The sequence below is a fragment of the Streptomyces sp. NPDC002054 genome, from assembly GCF_040296685.1.
Classification (GTDB): domain Bacteria; phylum Actinomycetota; class Actinomycetes; order Streptomycetales; family Streptomycetaceae; genus Streptomyces.
In genome coordinates this window covers 173,660-192,350 of the sequence record NZ_JBEOXT010000017.1, presented here as the reverse complement: position 1 = coordinate 192,350, position 18,691 = coordinate 173,660, and the positions used below count along the sequence as shown (strand labels likewise).

Annotated in this window: 16 protein-coding genes; 9 read left to right on the top strand and 7 right to left on the bottom strand. The window is 71.5% G+C overall.

Annotated features, from left to right (window positions below):
- Positions 1-176: 176 nt before the first annotated feature.
- Entirely contained in the window at positions 177-473 is a 297-nt protein-coding gene (locus tag ABT123_RS18440; RefSeq protein ID WP_351315295.1) for a YciI family protein, read from the bottom strand.
- Positions 474-499: 26 nt separating this feature from the next.
- On the opposite strand from ABT123_RS18440, the gene ABT123_RS18435 reads away from it, so the two are divergent.
- Positions 500-1,177, top strand: coding sequence for an endonuclease V (locus ABT123_RS18435; RefSeq protein WP_351315292.1), 678 nt, complete (start codon positions 500-502; stop codon positions 1,175-1,177).
- Positions 1,178-1,213: 36 nt separating this feature from the next.
- Here ABT123_RS18435 and ABT123_RS18430 read toward each other — a convergent pair whose 3' ends face one another.
- Positions 1,214-2,404, bottom strand: coding sequence for a saccharopine dehydrogenase family protein (locus ABT123_RS18430; protein ID WP_351315289.1), 1,191 nt, complete (start codon positions 2,402-2,404; stop codon positions 1,214-1,216).
- 95 nt (positions 2,405-2,499) lie between these two features.
- Here ABT123_RS18430 and ABT123_RS18425 point away from each other — a divergent pair, with 95 nt between their 5' ends.
- The 6 genes from ABT123_RS18425 to ABT123_RS18400 all read left to right on the top strand — a co-directional run bounded on the left by ABT123_RS18425 (position 2,500) and on the right by ABT123_RS18400 (position 9,808).
- On the top strand, positions 2,500-2,892 hold the full coding sequence (locus tag ABT123_RS18425; protein WP_351315286.1) for an MmcQ/YjbR family DNA-binding protein: 393 nt from the start codon (positions 2,500-2,502) through the stop codon (positions 2,890-2,892).
- Between the two features lie 89 nt (positions 2,893-2,981).
- Entirely contained in the window at positions 2,982-4,175 is a 1,194-nt protein-coding gene (locus ABT123_RS18420; RefSeq protein ID WP_351315283.1) for a CaiB/BaiF CoA transferase family protein, read from the top strand.
- Positions 4,175-5,200 carry an LLM class F420-dependent oxidoreductase gene (locus ABT123_RS18415; RefSeq protein ID WP_351315281.1) on the top strand — a complete coding sequence of 342 codons (1,026 nt, stop codon included), beginning with the start codon at positions 4,175-4,177 and terminating at the stop codon, positions 5,198-5,200. The genes ABT123_RS18420 and ABT123_RS18415 overlap by 1 nt, the downstream gene beginning before the upstream one ends.
- Positions 5,201-5,210: 10 nt before the next feature.
- Positions 5,211-6,353 carry an acyl-CoA dehydrogenase family protein gene (locus ABT123_RS18410; RefSeq protein WP_351315278.1) on the top strand — a complete coding sequence of 381 codons (1,143 nt, stop codon included), beginning with the start codon at positions 5,211-5,213 and terminating at the stop codon, positions 6,351-6,353.
- A 23-nt stretch (positions 6,354-6,376) separates the two neighbouring features.
- A complete protein-coding gene (locus ABT123_RS18405; protein ID WP_351315275.1) occupies positions 6,377-7,591 on the top strand; it encodes an acetyl-CoA C-acetyltransferase in 1,215 nt (404 codons plus the stop codon).
- Between the two features lie 45 nt (positions 7,592-7,636).
- A complete protein-coding gene (locus tag ABT123_RS18400) occupies positions 7,637-9,808 on the top strand; it encodes a 3-hydroxyacyl-CoA dehydrogenase NAD-binding domain-containing protein (RefSeq protein ID WP_351315272.1) in 2,172 nt (723 codons plus the stop codon).
- Positions 9,809-9,862: 54 nt separating this feature from the next.
- Here ABT123_RS18400 and ABT123_RS18395 read toward each other — a convergent pair whose 3' ends face one another.
- Positions 9,863-11,314 carry a DUF4241 domain-containing protein gene (locus tag ABT123_RS18395; RefSeq protein ID WP_351315269.1) on the bottom strand — a complete coding sequence of 484 codons (1,452 nt, stop codon included), beginning with the start codon at positions 11,312-11,314 and terminating at the stop codon, positions 9,863-9,865.
- 85 nt (positions 11,315-11,399) lie between these two features.
- Positions 11,400-12,125, bottom strand: coding sequence for a MerR family transcriptional regulator (locus tag ABT123_RS18390; RefSeq protein ID WP_351315266.1), 726 nt, complete (start codon positions 12,123-12,125; stop codon positions 11,400-11,402).
- An 87-nt stretch (positions 12,126-12,212) separates the two neighbouring features.
- Between ABT123_RS18390 and ABT123_RS18385 the strand changes: the two genes are divergently transcribed.
- Complete coding sequence (locus ABT123_RS18385) at positions 12,213-14,033, top strand: AMP-dependent synthetase/ligase (protein ID WP_351315263.1); 1,821 nt, start codon at positions 12,213-12,215, stop codon at positions 14,031-14,033.
- A gap of 62 nt (positions 14,034-14,095) precedes the next feature.
- Here the strand turns inward: ABT123_RS18385 and sph are convergent, their stop codons facing one another.
- Positions 14,096-15,091 (bottom strand): sphingomyelin phosphodiesterase, encoded by a 996-nt coding sequence (gene sph / locus ABT123_RS18380; protein WP_351315260.1) that lies wholly within the window; start codon positions 15,089-15,091, stop codon positions 14,096-14,098.
- A gap of 142 nt (positions 15,092-15,233) precedes the next feature.
- Between sph and ABT123_RS18375 the strand changes: the two genes are divergently transcribed.
- Positions 15,234-16,103 carry an oxygenase MpaB family protein gene (locus tag ABT123_RS18375; RefSeq protein WP_351315257.1) on the top strand — a complete coding sequence of 290 codons (870 nt, stop codon included), beginning with the start codon at positions 15,234-15,236 and terminating at the stop codon, positions 16,101-16,103.
- Positions 16,104-16,112: 9 nt separating this feature from the next.
- Here the strand turns inward: ABT123_RS18375 and ABT123_RS18370 are convergent, their stop codons facing one another.
- Together ABT123_RS18370 and ABT123_RS18365 are read right to left on the bottom strand one after the other, a co-directional pair.
- Entirely contained in the window at positions 16,113-17,633 is a 1,521-nt protein-coding gene (locus ABT123_RS18370) for a M1 family metallopeptidase (RefSeq protein WP_351315255.1), read from the bottom strand.
- A 106-nt stretch (positions 17,634-17,739) separates the two neighbouring features.
- On the bottom strand, positions 17,740-18,642 hold the full coding sequence (locus tag ABT123_RS18365; protein ID WP_351315252.1) for an ATP-grasp domain-containing protein: 903 nt from the start codon (positions 18,640-18,642) through the stop codon (positions 17,740-17,742).
- Positions 18,643-18,691: the final 49 nt, after the last annotated feature.

The following is an 18,691-nucleotide window of genomic DNA, read 5'->3' as shown; positions in this document are numbered from 1 at the left end:
TTCCCGACAGTCCTTGTCTTTCCGGGGCGGACGGCGGGGTCAAGGGTGGAGCGAAGCGGAATCGCGAAGCGACGCGACGAAGGAGCGCCCTTGAGGCCGACGGCCGACACGGAAGGACACTGAGGACTGACGGGCAGCCCCCGGACGCCACCTGATCCCGCCCGGCAGGAAACCCCCTACCCCGCCGACTCCCGTACCGTCGCCAGGTCCGCCGACGTCTTCGTCGCGATGAATTCCGTGATGCGGTACGCGCAGACGCCCGCCTCCACGAAGGGGTCCTCCGCCGCGATCTTTTCGATTTCGGCGCGGGAGACCCCGCCCGCCAGGATGATGCCGCCGTCCCGCGGGACCTTGCGGCCCGAGGCGAGGAAGACGCCCGCCGCGTAGTAGCCGGTCAGCCAGGCGATGTGCGCGTCCATCTGCTCTTCCACGGCTTCGACGGGCGCGGTGTAGGTCAGCTCCATTACGAACATGATCGCCAGGCTACCCTCGGACCATCATGACGAGCGTGAAAACCCCCGCCGACGAGGCCGAGGCCCGGGCGATACAAGACGAACTGCGGAGCCGTGTCGTTTTCGGTGAGGTCGGGCCGGCCGTCGGGCAGGGGCTCGTGGCCGGGGTCGATGTCGCGTACGACGACGAGCGCGACCTGGTCGCCGCCGCGGCCGTGGTGATCGACGGGGCCACCCTCCGGGTGGTGGAGGAGGCCACGGCCGTCGGGCACGTCAGCTTTCCCTACGTGCCCGGGCTGCTGGCCTTCCGGGAGCTGCCCACCGTACTGGCCGCCCTCGACGCCCTGACCGCCACCCCCGACCTGGTCGTCTGCGATGGCTACGGGCTGGCCCACCCGCGCCGCTTCGGGCTGGCCTGTCATCTCGGCGTGGTGACCGGGCTGCCGGCCATGGGCGTGGCGAAGAATCCGTTCACCTTCACCCATGAGGAGCCCGGCGCGCGGCGCGGCGACTTCGCGCCGCTCTGCGCCGCCGACGGCACCGAGGTCGGCCGGGCGGTGCGCACGCAGGACGGCATCAAGCCGGTGTACGTGTCCGTCGGGCACCGGGTCTCGCTCGACAACGCCTGTGCGCACGCACTCGCCCTCAGCCCGCGGTACCGGATTCCCGAGACCACCCGGCTCGCCGACTCCCTGTGCCGGAGGGCACTGAAGGAAGCCGGCTGAGCCGAGGAAGTCGCCGGCTTTCGGCCGGCCCCCGCTTCAGCGGACGTCCGCCACCCGGAAGCGGATGCCGGCCTGTCGGAGCCGGTCCAGCAGGGCGTCGCCCATCGCCACCGCCGTGGTCAGCTGGCCGGAGGTCGCGGGCAGGGCGTCGTACGCGAGGCAGAGCGCCGACTCGCCCAGCATCTTCGCCGTCTCCCCGTAGCCGGGGTCGCCGCCCGCGACCTCGGTCAGGACGCGGCGTCCGCCGCCCTCGCCGACGAACCGGACGCTAAACCAGCTGCGGGCCCGGCGTTCCGCGTCCGGGCCCTGGCCCGGTTCCCACCGGTTCATCAGCCAGTTCCGGGCGGCCGGCACCTGGGCCACGGCTGCTGCCGCGCCGACCGCCACGGTGGCGCCCACTGCGATCGGCAGGTGCTTGACCGAGGCGTAGTGGCGGTAGCGGAAGTCCGGGCCGTAGCGGTCCAGTGCGGCTGCCGAGCGGGCCACGATCTGCGGGTCCAGGGTGGGCAGCGGCAGGGCCCAGGTGCCGGTCTCCCGGCTGAACCGGGGTGCGCCGACCGGTCCGCGGGCCCGGCGGCCCAGCAGCCGGGGTTCGTGGAGCCGGCGTTCCCGGGCCGCGTTCAGGGCCTGCGGGCCGCGGCCGAGGGCGGTGAGCGCCGAGGCGAGGGTGCCGCCGGAGAACAGGCCGCCGCCGCGCATGAACCCGTCCACGGTCAGCGGGACCCCTTCGGGCAGCTGACGGACCGTGAAGTAGGCGCCCAGGTCGGCGGGGATGGAGTCGAACCCGCAGGCGTGCACGATGCGTGCGCCGGTCTCCCGGGCGCGGGCGTCGTGCTCGACGTACATCCGGTCGACGAACTCCGGCTCGCCGGTGAGGTCCAGGTAGTCCGTGCCGGCCTCCGCGCAGGCCGCGACCAGCTCCGCGCCGTACCAGATGTACGGGCCGACGGTGGTGGCCAGGACCCGGGTGTCGGCGGCCAGTTCGCGGACCGCCTGCGGGTCGGTGGCGTCGGCGCGCAGCAGGGGCAGTTTCGCGCAGTGCGGATGCAGTGCGGTGAGCCGTTCGCGGAGCCGTTCCAGTTTGCCGGTGTCGCGGCCCGCGAGGGCCCACCGGCAGTCGGCCGGCGCGTGCGCGGCGAGATACTCCGCGGTCAGCGCCCCCACGAACCCGGTCGCCCCGAAGAGCACGACGTCGTACGTGCGTTCCGGTGCGTCCTGTCTGTTCATCCCCGCTCCTCCCAGCTGGTGTCGGTCGCTGAGGCTAGCGTGAGCTGCGGCTGTCCGTATGGGCAGGTATGACCTGTGCCGAGGAGGAGGCGTCGATGAAGACCGAGGTGCGCAAGTGGGAAGCGGTGCGGGAGTTCGCCCTGGGGCTGCCCGAGGCGGTGGAGGAGTTCCCGTGGGGGCCCGAGGACTGTGTGGTGAAGGTCAACAAGAAGATCTTCGTCTTTCTGGGGAACACGGACGGGCCGCAGCCCCCGGGCGTGTCGGTGAAGCTCAAGGACGAGGCGTTGCACGGGCATGCCATGACGGCCCCGGGGGCCGAGCCCACCGGGTACGGGCTGGGGAAGGCGGGCTGGGTGTCGGTGCCGCTGGGGGTGACGGGGGCACCGAGTGCGGAGGTGCTGTGCGAATGGGTGGAGGAGAGCTATCGGACGGTGGCCCTGAAGCGGCACGTCAAGGAGCTGGACGCGCGGATCGGTGCAATCGACTAAGCGCTTGCTCTTGTGCTGAGTGGAGCACCTTCCTAGCATCGCTGGTGTTACATCAGTTGTGTCACACAGTCGCGGACGCTGGGGGCTCGATGGCAGTGACAGGGAACGGCGGGACCGGCGGGACCGGCCGGAACGGCCCACTGGCCGGGGTGCGGGTGGTCGAGTTGGCGGGCATCGGCCCGGGGCCGTTCGCCGCCATGCTTCTCGCCGACCTCGGCGCCGATGTGGTCCGGGTGGACCGGCCCGGCGGGGGCGGCCTGGCCGTCAATCCCGCGTACGACGTCACCAACCGCAACAAGCGCTCCGTACTGATCGACCTGAAGGCCGCCGACGGGCCCGCCCGGGTGCTCGACCTGGTCGCGCGGGCCGACATCCTGATCGAGGGCTTCCGGCCCGGGGTCGCCGAACGGCTCGGTGTCGGTCCGGCCGAGTGCCGGGCCCGCAACCCGCGGCTGGTGTACGGCCGGATGACCGGCTGGGGCCAGGACGGCCCGCTCGCCCACACCGCCGGCCACGACATCGCGTACATCGCCGTCACCGGCGCACTGGGCATGATCGGCAAGCCGGACGAGCCCCCGGCCGTCCCCGCCAACCTGGTCGGCGACTACGCGGGCGGCTCCCTCTACCTGGTCGTCGGCGTCCTCGCGGCCCTCCAGCACGCCCGCACCCCCGGCGGCACCGGCCAGGTCGTGGACGCGGCCATCGTCGACGGCACCGCCCACCTCACCGCGATGATCCACGGGATGATGGCGGCCGGCGGCTGGCAGGACCGGCGCGGCGCCAACCTGCTCGACGGCGGCTGCCCCTTCTACGGCACGTACGAGACCTCGGACGGCGGATACATGGCCGTCGGCGCGCTGGAGCAGCAGTTCTACGACACCTTCACCGAGCTGCTCGGGATCGCCGACCGCGCCCCGGCCCGCAAGGACCCGGCCCGCTGGGGGGAGCTCCGCGAGGCCGTCGCCGCGAAGTTCCGGACCCGTACCCGGCAGGAGTGGACGGCCGTCTTCGAGGGCACGGACGCCTGCGTGGCGCCGGTGCTCTCGCTGCGGGAGGCCCCCGAGCACCCGCAGCTCGCGGCTCGCGGCACCTTCACCGAGTTCGGCGGGATCATCCAGCCGGCGCCCGCGCCCCGCTTCTCCGCCACCCCCGGGGCGGTGCACAGCGGTCCGGCGCAGCCCGGCGCCGACACCGAGGCGGTCGCGCGAGACTGGGACGTACCCGCGCTGACCGAGACCGGGACCAGGACTGGGACCGCGACCGGGACCGGGAAGGGCGACTGATGCAACTGTCCATGCTGCTCGACTACGCCGGTGATCCGCGGCGGGCCGCCGACGAGGCCGCGGCGCTGGAGGCGGCCGGGCTGGATGCCGTCTGGGTGGCCGAGGCCTGGGGCTTCGACTCCCCGACGATCATGGGTTATCTGGCCGCCCGCACCGAGCGGATGAAGATCGGCTCGGCCATCCTCAACGTCTACTCCCGCACCCCCGCGCTGATCGCCCAGACCGCCGCCGGACTGGACGCGATGTCCGGCGGCCGGGCCCTGCTCGGCCTCGGCGCCTCCGGCCCGCAGGTGATCGAGGGCTGGCACGGCAAGCCGTACGACCGGCCGCTCGGCCGGACCCGGGAGACCGTCGAGCTGTGCCGCCGGATCTGGCGCCGCGAGACCGTCGACCACCACGGCATCACCGATATGCCGCTGCCGCCGGAGAAGGGCGGCCGGCACGGCAAACCGCTGAAGATCCTCACCCGGCCGGTGCGCGACCGGATCCCCGTCTACATCGCCTCGCTCGGCCCGGCCAATGTGGCGCTCACCGCGGAGATTGCCGACGGCTGGCTGCCCACCCTCTTCATCCCGGAGAAGGCGGCGGCCGTGTGGGGGAGCGCGCTCGCCGAGGGTGCGGCCAAGCGGGCGCCGGAACTCGGGCCGCTGCAGACGGTGGCGGGCGGCCTGCTCGCCATCGGCGAGGACGCGGCGGCCGTACGGGACCTGGCCCGTCCGCAGATCGCGCTGTATGTGGGCGGGATGGGCGCCGTCGGCAAGAACTTCTACAACGACCTGGCCGTCGCCTACGGCTACGAGCAGGAAGCCAGGAAGATCCAGGAGCTGTACCTCTCCGGACGCAAGCGGGACGCTGCCGCCGCCGTCCCGGACGAGTTCTGCGAGCTCATGACGCTGTGCGGCCCCGAGGGGTACGTACGCGAGCGCATCGAGGCCTTCCGGGAGGCCGGCGTCACCCATCTCAACGTCACCCCCGTCGGCCCCGAGCCGGCGCGGCTCATCGAGACCGTCCGCAACTGGCTCTAGGGGGCCCGGTATGAAACGCCAGATCTTCGACGCGGAGCACGAGGCCTTCCGCGAGACCGTGCGCACCTTCCTCACCAAGGAGGTCGCCCCGCACTACGACGGCTGGGAGAAGGACGGCATCGTCAGCCGCGAGGCCTGGCGGGCGGCCGGCCGGCAGGGGCTGCTGGGCCTGGCCGTCCCGGAGGAGTACGGGGGCGGCGGGAACAGCGACTTCCGGTACGCCGCCGTGATCGCCGAGGAGTTCACCCGGGCGGGTGCCGCCGGGCTCGCGATCGGCCTGCACAACGACATCATCGGGCCGTATCTGACCTCCCTGGCCACCGAGGAGCAGAAGGCCCGCTGGCTGCCCGGGTTCTGCTCCGGCGAGACGATCACCGCCATCGCCATGACCGAGCCGGGGGCCGGCTCCGACCTCCAGGGCATCAAGACCAGCGCCGAGGACCGCGGCGACCACTGGCTGCTCAACGGGTCGAAGACCTTCATCTCCAACGGGATCCTCGCCGATCTGGTGATCGTGGTCGCCCGCACCACCCCCGAGGGCGGGGCGCACGGCCTGTCCCTGCTGGTGGTCGAGCGTGGCATGGCCGGCTTCGAGCGCGGCCGTAACCTCGACAAGATCGGCCAGAAGGCCCAGGACACCGCCGAGCTGTTCTTCCAGGACGTCCGCGTCCCCAAGGAGAACCTGCTCGGGGAACTCAACGGCGCCTTCGTCCACCTGATGACCAATCTGGCGCAGGAGCGGATGGGCATCGCGATGGCCGCCATCGCCGGCGCCGAGCACCTGCTGGAGATCACCACGCAGTACGTGAAGGAGCGGGAGGCCTTCGGACGGCCACTGGCCAAGCTCCAGCACATCCGCTTCGAGATCGCGGAGATGGCCACCGAATGCGCCGTCACCCGCACCTTCCTCGACCGCTGCATCGTGGACCACTCCAACGGCGAACTCGACCACGTGCACGCCTCGATGGCCAAGTGGTGGGCCACCGAACTGCAGAAGCGGGTCGCCGACCGCTGCCTCCAGCTGCACGGCGGCTACGGCTACATGACCGAATACCGGGTCGCCCGGGCCTTCACCGACGGCCGCATCCAGACCATCTACGGCGGAACCACCGAGATCATGAAAGAGATCATCGGCCGTTCCCTGCTTGGCTAACCTCCCCTCGAAAGGCTTGACCAGTGAGCAGCGAAGCTTACGTATACGACGCGATCCGCACCCCGCGGGGCCGCGGCAAGGCCAACGGCGCCCTGCACGGCACCAAGCCGATCGACCTGGTGGTGGGCCTCATCCACGCGCTGCGGGAGCGCAACCCCGGCCTGGACCCCGGCACCATCGACGACATCGTGCTCGGCGTGGTCGGCCCGGTCGGCGACCAGGGTTCGGACATCGCCCGGATCGCGGCCATCGCCGCCGGGCTGCCGGACACCGTGGCGGGCGTGCAGGAGAACCGCTTCTGTGCCTCCGGCCTGGAGGCCGTCAACCTGGCCGCCGCCAAGGTCCGCTCCGGCTGGGAGGACCTGGTCCTGGCCGGCGGCGTCGAGTCCATGTCCCGGGTGCCGATGGCCTCCGACGGCGGCGCCTGGTTCAACGACCCGATGACCAACTGGGACGTCAACTTCGTCCCGCAGGGCATCGGCGCCGACCTGATCGCCACCATCGAGGGATTCTCCCGGCGCGATGTGGACGAGTACGCCGCCCTCTCCCAGGAGCGCGCCGCGACGGCCGTGAAGGAAGGCCGCTTCGCGAAGTCCGTGGTCCCGGTCACCGACCGCAACGGCCTGGTCGTCCTGGACCACGACGAGTTCATCCGCCCGGGCACCACCGCGGACACCCTCGCCAAGCTGAAGCCCTCCTTCGCCGACATCGGCGAGCTCGGCGGCTTCGACGCCGTCGCCCTGCAGAAGTACCACTGGATCGAGAAGATCGACCACGTCCACCACGCGGGCAACTCCTCCGGCATCGTCGACGGCGCCTCGCTCGTCGCGATCGGCTCCCGCGAGGCGGGCGAGCGCAACGGCCTCACCCCCCGCGCCCGGATCGTCTCGGCGGCCGTCTCCGGCTCCGAGCCCACCATCATGCTCACCGGCCCCGCCCCCGCCACCCGCAAGGCCCTCGCCAAGGCCGGGCTGACCATCGACGACATCGACCTGATCGAGATCAACGAGGCCTTCGCCGGCGTCGTGCTGCGCTTCGTCAAGGACATGGGCACCACCCTCGACAAGGTCAACGTCAACGGCGGCGCCATCGCGCTCGGCCACCCGCTCGGCGCCACCGGCGCGATGATCCTCGGCACGATCGTCGACGAGCTGGAGCGCCAGGACAAGCGCTACGGGCTCGTCACCCTCTGCGTCGGCGGCGGCATGGGCGTGGCCACCGTCGTCGAACGCCTCTGATCCGTCCTGATCCCTGATCCCACCTCTCACACGGAAGTAGCGAACATGAGCGAGTCCACCACGATCCGCTGGGAACAGGACGAGACCGGCGTCGTCACCCTGATCCTTGACGACCCCAACCAGTCCGCCAACACGATGAACCAGGCCTTCAAGGACTCCATCGCAGGCGTAGCCGACCGCGCCGAGGCCGAGAAGGACTCCATCCGGGGCATCATCTTCACCTCCGCCAAGAAGACCTTCTTCGCGGGCGGCGACCTCAAGGACATGATCCGGCTCCGCCCGGCGGACGCGCAGATCGCCTTCGACACCGGCACCGAGATCAAGCGCTCCCTGCGCCGGATCGAGACCCTCGGCAAGCCGGTCGTCGCCGCCATCAACGGTGCCGCGCTGGGCGGTGGTTACGAGATCGCGCTGGCCTGCCACCACCGCATCGCCCTGGACGCCTCCGGCTCCAAGATCGGCCTGCCCGAGGTCACCCTGGGCCTGCTCCCGGCCGGCGGCGGAGTCACCCGCACCGTCCGCCTCATGGGCATCGCCGACGCGCTGCTGAAGGTCCTGCTCCAGGGCACCCAGTACAACCCGCAGCGCGCCCTCGACAACGGCCTGGTCCACGAACTGGCCGCCACCCCCGAGGAGATGATCGCCAAGGCCCGCGCCTTCATCGACGCGAACCCGGAGTCGAAGCAGCCCTGGGACGTGCCCGGCTACCGGATCCCCGGCGGCACCCCGTCGAACCCCAAGTTCGCCGCCAACCTGCCGGCCTTCCCGGCCAGCCTGAAGAAGCAGCTGAACGGCGCCCCGTACCCGGCCCCGCGCAACATTCTGGCCTGCGCCGTCGAAGGCTCCCAGGTCGACTTCGAGACCGCGCTGACCATCGAGGCCCGCTACTTCACCGAGCTGGTCACCGGCCAGACCGCCAAGAACATGATCCAGGCGTTCTTCTTCGACCTGCAGGCCGTCAACGCGGGCCGCAGCCGCCCGCAGGGCATCCCGCCGCGCAAGGTCACCAAGGTCGCCGTCCTCGGCGCCGGCATGATGGGCGCGGGCATCGCCTACTCCTGCGCCAAGGCGGGCATCGAGGTCGTCCTGAAGGACGTCAGCGCCGAGGCCGCCGCCCGCGGCAAGGCGTACTCCGAGAAGCTGCTCGACAAGGCGCTCGCCCGCGGCCGTACCACCGAGGCGAAGCGGGCCGAGCTGCTGGCCCGGATCACCCCGACCGCCGAGGCCGCCGATCTGGCCGGCTGCGACGCCGTCATCGAGGCCGTGTTCGAGGACACCTCCCTCAAGCACAAGGTCTTCCAGGAGATCCAGGACGTCATCGCGCCCGACGCGCTGCTCTGCTCCAACACCTCCACCCTGCCCATCACCGGCCTGGCCGAAGGGGTGTCGCGGCCCGCCGACTTCATCGGCCTGCACTTCTTCTCGCCCGTCGACAAGATGCCGCTGGTCGAGATCATCAAGGGCGAGCGCACCGGCGACGAGGCCATCGCCCGCGCCTTCGACCTGGTCCGGCAGATCGCCAAGACCCCCATCGTGGTCAACGACTCGCGCGGCTTCTTCACCTCCCGCGTCATCGGCCAGTTCATCAACGAGGGCGTGGCGATGGTCGGCGAGGGCATCGAGCCCGCCTCGATCGAGCAGGCCGCGGCCCAGGCCGGCTACCCGGCCAAGGTGCTCTCCCTGATGGACGAGCTGACCCTCACCCTCCCGCGCAAGATCCGCAACGAGTCCCGCAAGGCCGTCGAGGCCGAGGGCCGCTCCTGGACCGAGCACCCGGCCGACCGGGTCATCGACCGGATGGTCGACGAATTCGAGCGCCCCGGCCGCAGCGGCGGCGCCGGGTTCTACGAGTACGACGAGGCCGGCAAGCGCGCCCGCATCTGGCCGGGGCTGCGCGAGCACTTCGCCAAGCCCGGGTACGAGATCCCCTTCGAGGACATGAAGGAGCGGATGCTCTTCGCAGAGGCCCTGGACACCGTCCGCTGCTTCGAGGAGGGCGTGCTGACCTCCGTCGCCGACGCCAACATCGGCTCCATCATGGGCATCGGCTTCCCGGCCTGGACCGGCGGTGTGATCCAGTACATCAACGGTTACGAGGGCGGCCTGCCCGGCTTCGTGGCCCGCGCCCGCGAACTGGCCGCCACCTACGGCGAGCGCTTCACCCCGCCGGCCCTGCTGCTCGAAAAGGCCGAACGGGGCGAGACCTTCACCGACTGACCCGGCCGGATCCGAACGGCGCTGCCCGGCGTTGCCCGCCGGGCAGCGCCGGACTCAGCGCCACTGGGCCTGCCGCTCGGCCATAAAGTCCACCAGGGCGGCGCTCTGGAGCGAGAGGAACGCGGCGGTGGCGCCGGGGTCGGTGAGCGGTGCCTCCTGGTTGTGGTCCTGGTCCTGGTCGTCGTCGGCGGGCGGCGCGTACGGCGGTACGCAGACGGCGGCGGAGGCGAGGGTGGGCGGCAGCGCCGTCGCCCGGTGCAGGAGCAGCATGTCGGCCACGAAGCAGGTCACTGCGCCGTCCGCGTCGCGGCCGATCCACACCGGGTAACTTCCGTCCCCCATGCCGGAGTGGTAGGCGATCAGGTTGGCCCCGGAGTCCGGGTCGGAGATAGCGGCGTACGCGCGCGAACCGTTTTCCCAGCCCCGGCGTTCCACCTCGTCGGCTTCGAAGAGCCCGGGGAGCACGTCCCGGCCGCCGGCGTCGAGGAAGCAGCCGGTGCCCGTGTCCACGCCGAAGCCGAAGAACTCGTCCGTGCCGAGCAGCCGGGCGTCCTGTCCGGACTGCACCGCGAGTTCCCAGGTGGCGGTCGGCTTGTCGAGCACGCGCAGCATGGCCGCCGGTGTCTCGCCCCAGTCCTTGCCCTCCCAGTGCATCCGGGCGATGAGGAGGGGGTGGTCGCCCGGCGGCACCGTGACGGTGAAGGGCAGGTCGGAGTCGCCCAGCGTGCACGGGTCGCAGGCCAGGACCGAACCGGTGGGCAGATGCAGCGGCCCGGCGTGCTCGGGTTCGTCGATCACCGCGATGCCGCCGCTGTCGAGGGCCAGCCGGCTGCCGGCGGTGAACATCGCCTCCAGGTGCCGCGGGGCGAGCGGACGCGGGGCCGACCAGGCGGGCACCGCCTCGGGGGCGGGTCCGCCGGTTGCGACCGGTGCCCCTTCCGGCGCCCGTTCCGGTGTCGCTGCCGACGCCGCCACCAGGGTGACCGGCCGGTCCAGCCCGAGCATCCGCGCGTCCGTGTACGCCGTCCAGGCGCCGAACTCCGCCCGGGCGACCGTACGGTGTTCGGCCGGCACCCTCGCGCCCATGGACAGGCTTCCCCCGTACTCCAGGACCCGGCCGGCGCGCCCGTCCGAGGTGATGTCCATCGTGAACCGCCATTCGACGCCGTCGGACCGCTCGCCCTTCGCGGCGGAGTCCGTACGGTGGCGCACCTCGTGGTACCGCTTCAGGTGCAGCCGCGCCGGTGCCAGCCGGCGGTAGTCGAACTCCCGGGTACGGCGCCCCTGCTCGTCGAAGAGGAACATCCCGAGGTAGCCGTCCCGCCAGGAGACCTGGAACAGCGCCCGAGGCCGGCCGTCGGCGCTCAGCAGCACGGCGTACGGCTCGCCCGCCTCGTCGCGGGCCCGGGCCTCGTGCTCCGGTATCGGGGACAGCGCGGCGCCCCTCTGCGGATCCCAGCCCTCGCAGTAGCCGACCTCGACCGTGCCGTCGTGCTCCGCCGTCATGTTCGCTCCCACCCGTGATGTGCCGGTGACCTTCGTGCTCCTTCGCGAGCAGGGGTCACCGTAGCGGCGGGCACCGACAGCGGCGTCATCCCTCCGGGGAGAACGCCGCCCGCAGTTCGTCCCGCAGGGACCGCTGGAAGGCGGTGACCAGGGCCTGCACCACCAGCGGCTGCATGTGCGCGGAGAGCGCCTTCATCGACTCCACCCGCTCCGGGTCGTCCTCGCCCTCGGTGAACGGCCCCCACACCTCGTCCCGGAACAGCCGGGTCAGCTCCTGTGCCGTCGACCGCGCGTGGTCCATCAGCACCGTGCGCGCCGCCACGATCGTCTCGTGGGCGATCGGTACGTCGAGCAGCGCGACCCCGAGCCGCAGCAGCCCCGGCTCCACCCGGAAGCCCTCGCCGATCGCCGTCACCACGTTCATCGCCGTCAGCCGCTCGATGTCGCTGTCCGACAGCGTCCGGCCGGCCCGCTGTTCCAGCTCCGCCCGGGAGGCCTGCTCCGCCGCGTCCGGCGCCCAGCTGGCCACCAGGGCCCGGTGAATGGCCAGGTCGTGCGCGCTCAGGTCGTCCGGCAGGGCGTCCAGGTACCGCTGACACGCCGACAGGGTCATGCCCTGGTGCTGGAGCTCCTCGATCAGTGCCAGCCGCGACAGGTGCTCCGGCCCGTAGCGGCCCACCCGACGGGGTCCGATCACGGGAGGGGGCAAAAGGCCGCGCGTGCTGTAGAACCGTACGGTACGGACGGTGACACCGGCTCGCGCGGCGAGTTCGTCCACGGTGAGCGTGGGCTCCTGCGCCTGGGTGGTCATCGGCTGTGCCTCGCTCTCTGATCACTGCGCCTCAGGTTCAACAGTATTGCTGTCGCACCAACGATGTGAAACGGCCAGGAGCTGCCCATGACGACGAAACTGCGACTGCCCGCACCCGCCGAGGAGCTCACCCTCCCCGCCCTGCTCGCCCGCAACGCCACCGAACACGCCGAACTGCCCGCGCTGTCCTGGCGGGAGGGCGACGGCTGGTCGACCCTCAGCTGGTCCGAGGTCCGCCGCAAGGTCGGGGTCCTCGCCTCCGGCTATGCCGCCCTCGGCGTGGAGCGCGGCGACCACGTCCTGATGATGATGGGCAACCGGCCCGAGCACTGGCTCACCGACCTCGCCCTGGTCCACCTCGGCGCGGTCCCGGTCACCGTGTACGGAACCTCCGCGCCCGAGCAGGTCGCCCACATCGCCCGGCACAGCCGCGCCCGCCTCGCCGTCGTCGAGGGGGCCCGCGAACTGGCCCGCTGGGAACCGCTGCTGGCCGACCCCGGCACCCCGCTGGAGCGGCTGGTCGTCGCCGAGGCGGCCGAGGCGGGCAGCCACCCGACGTACGGGTCCCTGCACGCGAGCGGCGCCCGGGTGCACCGGTCCGAGGACTTCGAGAAGGGCTGGCGGGAGACCCGGCCCGAGGACCCGCTCACCGTCGTCTACACCTCCGGCACCACCGGCGACCCCAAGGGCGTCCGGCTGACCCACCGCAACATCATGCTGCAGGCGGTCCGGCTGGACCGGCAGGTGGAGCTGCCCGAGCACGCCGAGCACATCTGCTACCTGCCGTTCGCGCACATCGCCGAGCGGATCCTGGGCATCTACCTGCCGCTGCTGCGGGCGGCGCACGTCCGGCTGTGCGCCGACCCGGCCGCCGTCTCGGCAGCCGTCCGCGAACTGCACCCGGTCCAGTTCTTCGGCGTCCCGCGGGTCTGGGAGAAGCTCGCCGCCTCGGTCCGGGCGGTCCTCGCGCAGCTGCCCGAGGAGCAGCGCACCGCCATCGAGGCGGCCAACGACCTGGCCCGCGAGCGGGCCGGGCACCACGAGCGCGGCGAGGAGGTCCCGGCCGCGGTCGCGGAGGCGTACGCGCAGGCCAAGGAGCGGGTACTGGACCCGCTGCTCGGGCTGGCCGGGCTCGACCGGCTGCTGTGGACGGCCAGTGCCACCGCCCCGATGCCGATCGACGTGGTCCGCTTCTGGGCCGGCTGGGGCATCACGATCATGGACGCCTGGGGGCTCACCGAGACCTCGGGCGTCTGTACGGTCAACAGCCCGGAGGCGTTCCGGCTGGGCTCGGTGGGCCGGCCCATCGAGGGCCTGGAACTCCGGCTGGCCGAGGACGGCGAGATCCTCACCCGTGGCGCGACCGTGTTCGGCGGCTACCTGCGGCCCGACGGGACGGTCGAGAGCGCCGCGGACGCCGAGGGCTGGTTCCCCACCGGGGACATCGGACGCCTGGACGAGGACGGCTTCCTCTGGCTGACCGACCGGAAGAAGGAACTCATCATCACCTCCACCGGCAAGAACGTCTCGCCGGCGCTGGTGGAGAACACCGTCAAGGAGCACCCGCTGATCGGCCAGGCCCTGGTGCACGGCGACGGCCGCTCCTACCTGGTCGCCCTGCTGGTGCTGGACGCCGAACTGGCCCCGGCCTGGGCCGCCGCCCGCGGAATCGAGGACACCGCCCCGGCCGCCCTCGCGGCGCACCCCACCGTGCTGGAGGAGATCGCCCGGGCGGTGGAGCAGGCCAATGCGCGGCTCAACCGCACCGAACAGATCAAGCGGTACCGGCTGCTCAGCGAGGAGTGGGGCCCCGAATCGGGTGAGCTGACCCCCTCCCTGAAGCTGCGCCGCCGGGTGGTCCGGGCCAAGTACGAGGACCTCATCGAGGGGCTGTACGAGGCCCCGTAACCGGTGCGTCCCCGGGAATGGGCGCCAGTGGCGCCGATTCCCGGGGACGGCAGGGCATCAGGTCAGCGCCCGATCACGGGGTAGTGGTCGGAGAGGTTGGTGTAGGTGTAGGAGGTGCCCCAGCTGGAGACCGTCCAGGGCGCCGACTGCTCCTTGACCACGTCGTTGGTCCAGCCGGCCGGCCGCGCGTGGCCCGTGCGGTGCAGGACGTAGTCCAGGTCCTCGCGCGGGTCGGTCGGGTAGCGGTAGGCCGCGATGGAGTTGTCGCGGGTGTCGAAGGAGTATGTGTGCCCGGTGCGCGCGTCGCTGCCGGCCAGGCCGGCGTCCGCGAGCATCGAGTTGTACTCGGGGGTGTGCGAGTCGACGTTCATGTCGCCCGCCACGATGACCTGCTCGTTCGCCGGGATGTTCTTGGCGTCGAGGAAGGCGTCGATGTTCTTGAACTGGCGGCTGCGCATCTGCGCCGCCTCGCCCGCCGAGCAGCCCGGGTCGGTGGACTGCGCGTGCGTGCCGACCACGTGCACCTTGGCGCCGTTCACGTTCAGCACCACGTAGGCGAAGCCCTTGTTCGACCACCAGTCGGCGCCGCAGGCGTCCTTGTAGACGTACTGCTCCTTGCGCACGATCGGCCACTTGCTGAGGATCGTGACCCCGCCGTCCTCCGGGGTGGTCGTCGAGTAGGCGCCGCCGGTGGCGTCCCAGCCGCTCTTGCTGCGGCCGACCACCGGGGTCTGGTGCGGGTACTGCGCCGCCGAGTTGGCCTTCAGCGCGTCGGAGGCGGCGTTGTCGAAGGCCTCCTGGATGACGACCACGTCGTGGCCCTTGTAGAACGAGGTCTTCGGTATCTCGGCGGCCCGGTGGTCCTGGCCCCAGTTCGGGTAGAGGCTCTTGCTGAAAAGGAACACGTTATAAGACAGGACGCTGAGCCGGGGGGTCGCGTCCGCGGCCTGCTCGGCGGCGGAGGCGGCGGGCGTGGCGGTGGCGGCGAGTGCGGCGGTGGCCACGGCCGCGACGGCCGTGGCGGCGGCCCGGTTGCGGAGGTGCTCGGTGAGGGGCATGCGGTCTCCATCAGTCCTGTGGGGAAGATCGACCGCGCCATCAAAGCAGCCGCAGTTACCTCTGGGTAACACCCGTGCACCGGGAATCTTGACAGGCCATGGCCATACTGGGAGGAGGAAGATCGACCCTGGGAGGGGACGCATGAGGCAGGACCCCGAGCCGCCGCCGCCCGGCGGAGTGCTCTGGACCATTTCCGGCGATATCCGGCAGTTGCTGATGCTGCCGCCGGCCTTCACCATGCAGGTCGCGCACCCGGCGATCGGCGCCGGCGTGGACCAGTACTCGGTGTTCCGCACCGACCCGTGGGGGCGCGGGGAGCGTTCCATCCGCTCCGTCCAGCTGTGGGTGTACGGCGGGGAGGCGGCGGTCGAGGAGGGCCGCCGGGTCCGCCGGCTGCACAAGGACATCCAGGGTACGGACACCCGCGGGCGCCGCTACCACTCCCTCGACCCCGCCTGCTACTCCTGGGTGCACGCCACCGGCTTCCCGGTGTACCGGCACGCAGCCCGCTACCTCTACCGCCGCTTCACCCCGGAGCAGGAGCGGCAGCTGTACCGCGAGTGGCTCCAGGTCGGCCGGATCCTCGGCCTGCACGACCGTGACATGCCGCAGACCATCGAGGAGTTCTGGCCCTACTACCGGCGCATGCTCGCCGAGGAGATCGAGCTCACCCCGGTGGCCCGGGAACTCCTCGCCACCGACCTGCCGCTGCCCCGCCCCGAGGGCGGACCGCTGCCGCTGCGCGTGCTGACGCGGCTCGCCTGGCCGCTGCTGCGCAGCCTCTTCCTGCGCTTCCGGGCCTTCGCCACTGTCGGCTACATGCCGCCCGACGCGCGGGCCGCCCTGGGCCTGGAGTGGACCCCGGCCCAGGAGCGCCGGCTCCGGCGGTTCAGTGCCGTCGTACGCAACCTCGTACCGCTGCTGCCGGAGCGGTGGCGGTACCTCCCGGTGGCCCGGGAGGCCCGGGCCCGGTGGCGCGCCGCCACCGGGCGTGAGCGTACGGCTCAGTGACCGTACGGCTCAGTGACCGTCGTGGTGCTCGTGCACGGTGTTGGTCGCGGCGATCTTCTTCCATGACCTGGGCTCGGCCGCCGGCTTCGCCGGGGAGGCGAAGGTGCGCGGCTTCGCGGCCGGCGTCTTCGCCACCGGGCCGGCGGCCGGCTTGCCCGCCGTGTACAGCCAGGTCTCGAACAGCTCGGCGAGCGGCTTGCCGGACACCCGCTCCGCGTACCGCACGAAGTCGTTGACCTTGGCGTTGCCGTACTTGCGCTCGGTCGGCCAGCCCTTCAGGATCGCGAAGAACTTCTCGTCGCCGATCTCGTTCCGCAGCGCCTGGAGGGCGAGCGCGCCCCGGTCGTAGACGGCGAGGTGGAACTGGTTGTCCGGCCCCGGGTCACCCGGCTTGACCTGCCAGAACGGGTCCTCCGCCGGGCGGGTGGCGTACACCCAGTCGGCGAGCTCCTGGGCGGTGCCCTCGCCCTCCTTCTCCGACCACAGCCACTGGCTGTAGCGGGCGAAGCCCTCGTTGACCCAGATGTCCTTCCAGTGGTCCACGGACACGCTGTCCCCGTACCACTGGTGGGCCAGCTCGTGCACGACCACCGAGACGTTGGCGCCATTGGCGAACTGGCGCGGGCTGTAGAACGGCCGGGTCTGCGTCTCCAGCGCGTAGCCGCTGGTCACGTTCGGCACGTAGCCGCCGAGCGCATTGAAGGGGTACGGCCCGAACACGCCCTCCAGCCACTCCGCGACCTCGCCGGTCCGCTCGATGCTCGCGCGCGCCGCACCGTCGTTGTCGCCGAGGTCCTTGCTGTACGCGTTGAGGATCGGCAGCCCGGAGGCGGTCTTGTCGGTGGTGATGTCGAACTTGCCGATGGCGAGCGTGGCCAGGTAGGTGGCCTGCGGCTTGTTGGACCGCCAGTTCCAGCGCGTCCAGCCGAGCTTCGAGCTCTGCGACTGGAGCACGCCGTTGCTGATGGCCTGGGTGCCGTCGGGCACGTTGACGGAGACGTCGAAGGTGGCCTTGTCGAGCGGGTGGTCATTGCTCGGGAACCACCAAATGGCCGAATCCGGCTCCTGCGCGGCCACTCCGCCGTCCGGCGTACGGTGCCAGGCCGTCCAGCCGTCCACCTTCAACTCGGAGGGCTTCCCGGCGTACTTGACGACCACGGTCAGCGGCTTGTTCTTCGCCAGCGGAGCGGCCGGGGTCACCTCCAGCTCCTGGGTCCCGGAGGTGGCGAACTTCGCCTTGACCCCGTTGACCCGCACCTCGCTGACCTTCAGCCCGAAGTCCAGGTTGAAGCGGGACAGGTCCTGCTTGGCGGTGGCCAGCAGGGTGGCGGTGCCTTCCAGCTGATCGGTCTTCGGCTGGTACTGGAGCCGCAGGTCGTAGTGCGAGACGTCGTAGCCGCCGTTGCCGCTGGCCGGGTAATAGGGATCACCGATACCCGCTGCGCCCGGACCCGAATTCGCCGCCGACGCCGGGATCACCAGCAGGAGGGAAGCGGCGAGCACGCTTGGGGCGATGACTTTGCGGTGCACGAAAAGCTCCAAGGGGTAGGGGGCGCTGTTCCGTTCGACCGTATTCACCCCTGAAGCCCCACGTCATGTCCATGGCCGCCCATGTCACACGATCGCCATTCGGCCGTCACGATCTTGCGATGACGGCCTTGGTGAAGCGGTGGACGGCGTCCGGGGTGGTGTCCAGGAACAGGTTCGGTTCGATGAGTTCCAGTTCCATCACCACCGGGTCCCCATGCCCGTTCAACGCCAGGTCCACCCGGGCGATCAGAGGGACCGTCGGGGACGGAACCGCGGCCAGGGCCGCCCGGGCGGTGTGGAGTTCCGCCTCCGTGGGCCGGTACGGGGCCGCGCCGGGGTGGGCCACGCGGTTGTTGTCGATCACGCCGGGCTCGGTCAGCAGCGGCTGCTTCCGTATGGCGTGGCTGAAGCTGCCGGAGAAGAACACCAGGGCGCGTTCGCCCGCCTCCACACCCCGCAGATACGGCTGGACCATCACGGCCCGCTCCCGGTCCAGCAGCATCCGGGCGTGGCTTACGGCATCCGCCGTCCGGCCTGGCTCGTAGCGTGCGGTGTCCCGGGCACCCGCGGACACCGTGGGCTTGACCACCATCCCGTCGGCCATCCCATCGGCCCAGAGCCCGGTGTCGGCCGTGTCGAAGTCCTCCTCGCGGACCCGGTCGCCGGGCGCGAGGAACCGCGTCGGCACAACGGGGACCCCGGCCTCGGCGAGCGACCGCAGATAGCGCTTGTCGCTGTTCCAGCGCACCACCGGAGCCGGATTCCACAGCCGGGTGGCCCGGGACGCCGTGTCCGCCCAGGCCAGGAACGCGTCGAGGCGGTCGGTGTAGTCCCAGGTCGACCGGATCACCGCGAGGTCGAACCCCGCCCACACCGCCGGGTCCGCGTCCCAGGCCACCGCCTCCGCCGCCGACCCGGCCGCGCGCAGCGCGTCCACGATCAGCGGGAGCTCCGCGTCCTCCTCGATGCCGACCTCGCTCGTCACGATCGCGATCCTGGCCGTGCTCATGCCGTCCGCCCCCCTGCTCGTCCTGTCTCGTCCTGCTCGTCCTGCCGTC

Excerpts from the sequence above, each read along its gene's own strand:
- ABT123_RS18440 (WP_351315295.1), bottom strand. The coding sequence starts at position 473 with ATGTTCGTAATGGAGCTGACCTACACCGCGCCCGTCGAAGCCGTGGAA.
- ABT123_RS18435 (WP_351315292.1), top strand. The coding sequence starts at position 500 with ATGACGAGCGTGAAAACCCCCGCCGACGAGGCCGAGGCCCGGGCGATA.
- ABT123_RS18430 (WP_351315289.1), bottom strand. The coding sequence starts at position 2,404 with ATGAACAGACAGGACGCACCGGAACGCACGTACGACGTCGTGCTCTTC.
- ABT123_RS18425 (WP_351315286.1), top strand. The coding sequence starts at position 2,500 with ATGAAGACCGAGGTGCGCAAGTGGGAAGCGGTGCGGGAGTTCGCCCTG.
- ABT123_RS18420 (WP_351315283.1), top strand. The coding sequence starts at position 2,982 with ATGGCAGTGACAGGGAACGGCGGGACCGGCGGGACCGGCCGGAACGGC.
- ABT123_RS18415 (WP_351315281.1), top strand. The coding sequence starts at position 4,175 with ATGCAACTGTCCATGCTGCTCGACTACGCCGGTGATCCGCGGCGGGCC.
- ABT123_RS18410 (WP_351315278.1), top strand. The coding sequence starts at position 5,211 with ATGAAACGCCAGATCTTCGACGCGGAGCACGAGGCCTTCCGCGAGACC.
- ABT123_RS18400 (WP_351315272.1), top strand. The coding sequence starts at position 7,637 with ATGAGCGAGTCCACCACGATCCGCTGGGAACAGGACGAGACCGGCGTC.
- ABT123_RS18395 (WP_351315269.1), bottom strand. The coding sequence starts at position 11,314 with ATGACGGCGGAGCACGACGGCACGGTCGAGGTCGGCTACTGCGAGGGC.
- ABT123_RS18390 (WP_351315266.1), bottom strand. The coding sequence starts at position 12,125 with ATGACCACCCAGGCGCAGGAGCCCACGCTCACCGTGGACGAACTCGCC.
- ABT123_RS18385 (WP_351315263.1), top strand. The coding sequence starts at position 12,213 with ATGACGACGAAACTGCGACTGCCCGCACCCGCCGAGGAGCTCACCCTC.
- sph (WP_351315260.1), bottom strand. The coding sequence starts at position 15,091 with ATGCCCCTCACCGAGCACCTCCGCAACCGGGCCGCCGCCACGGCCGTC.
- ABT123_RS18375 (WP_351315257.1), top strand. The coding sequence starts at position 15,234 with ATGAGGCAGGACCCCGAGCCGCCGCCGCCCGGCGGAGTGCTCTGGACC.
- ABT123_RS18365 (WP_351315252.1), bottom strand. The coding sequence starts at position 18,642 with ATGAGCACGGCCAGGATCGCGATCGTGACGAGCGAGGTCGGCATCGAG.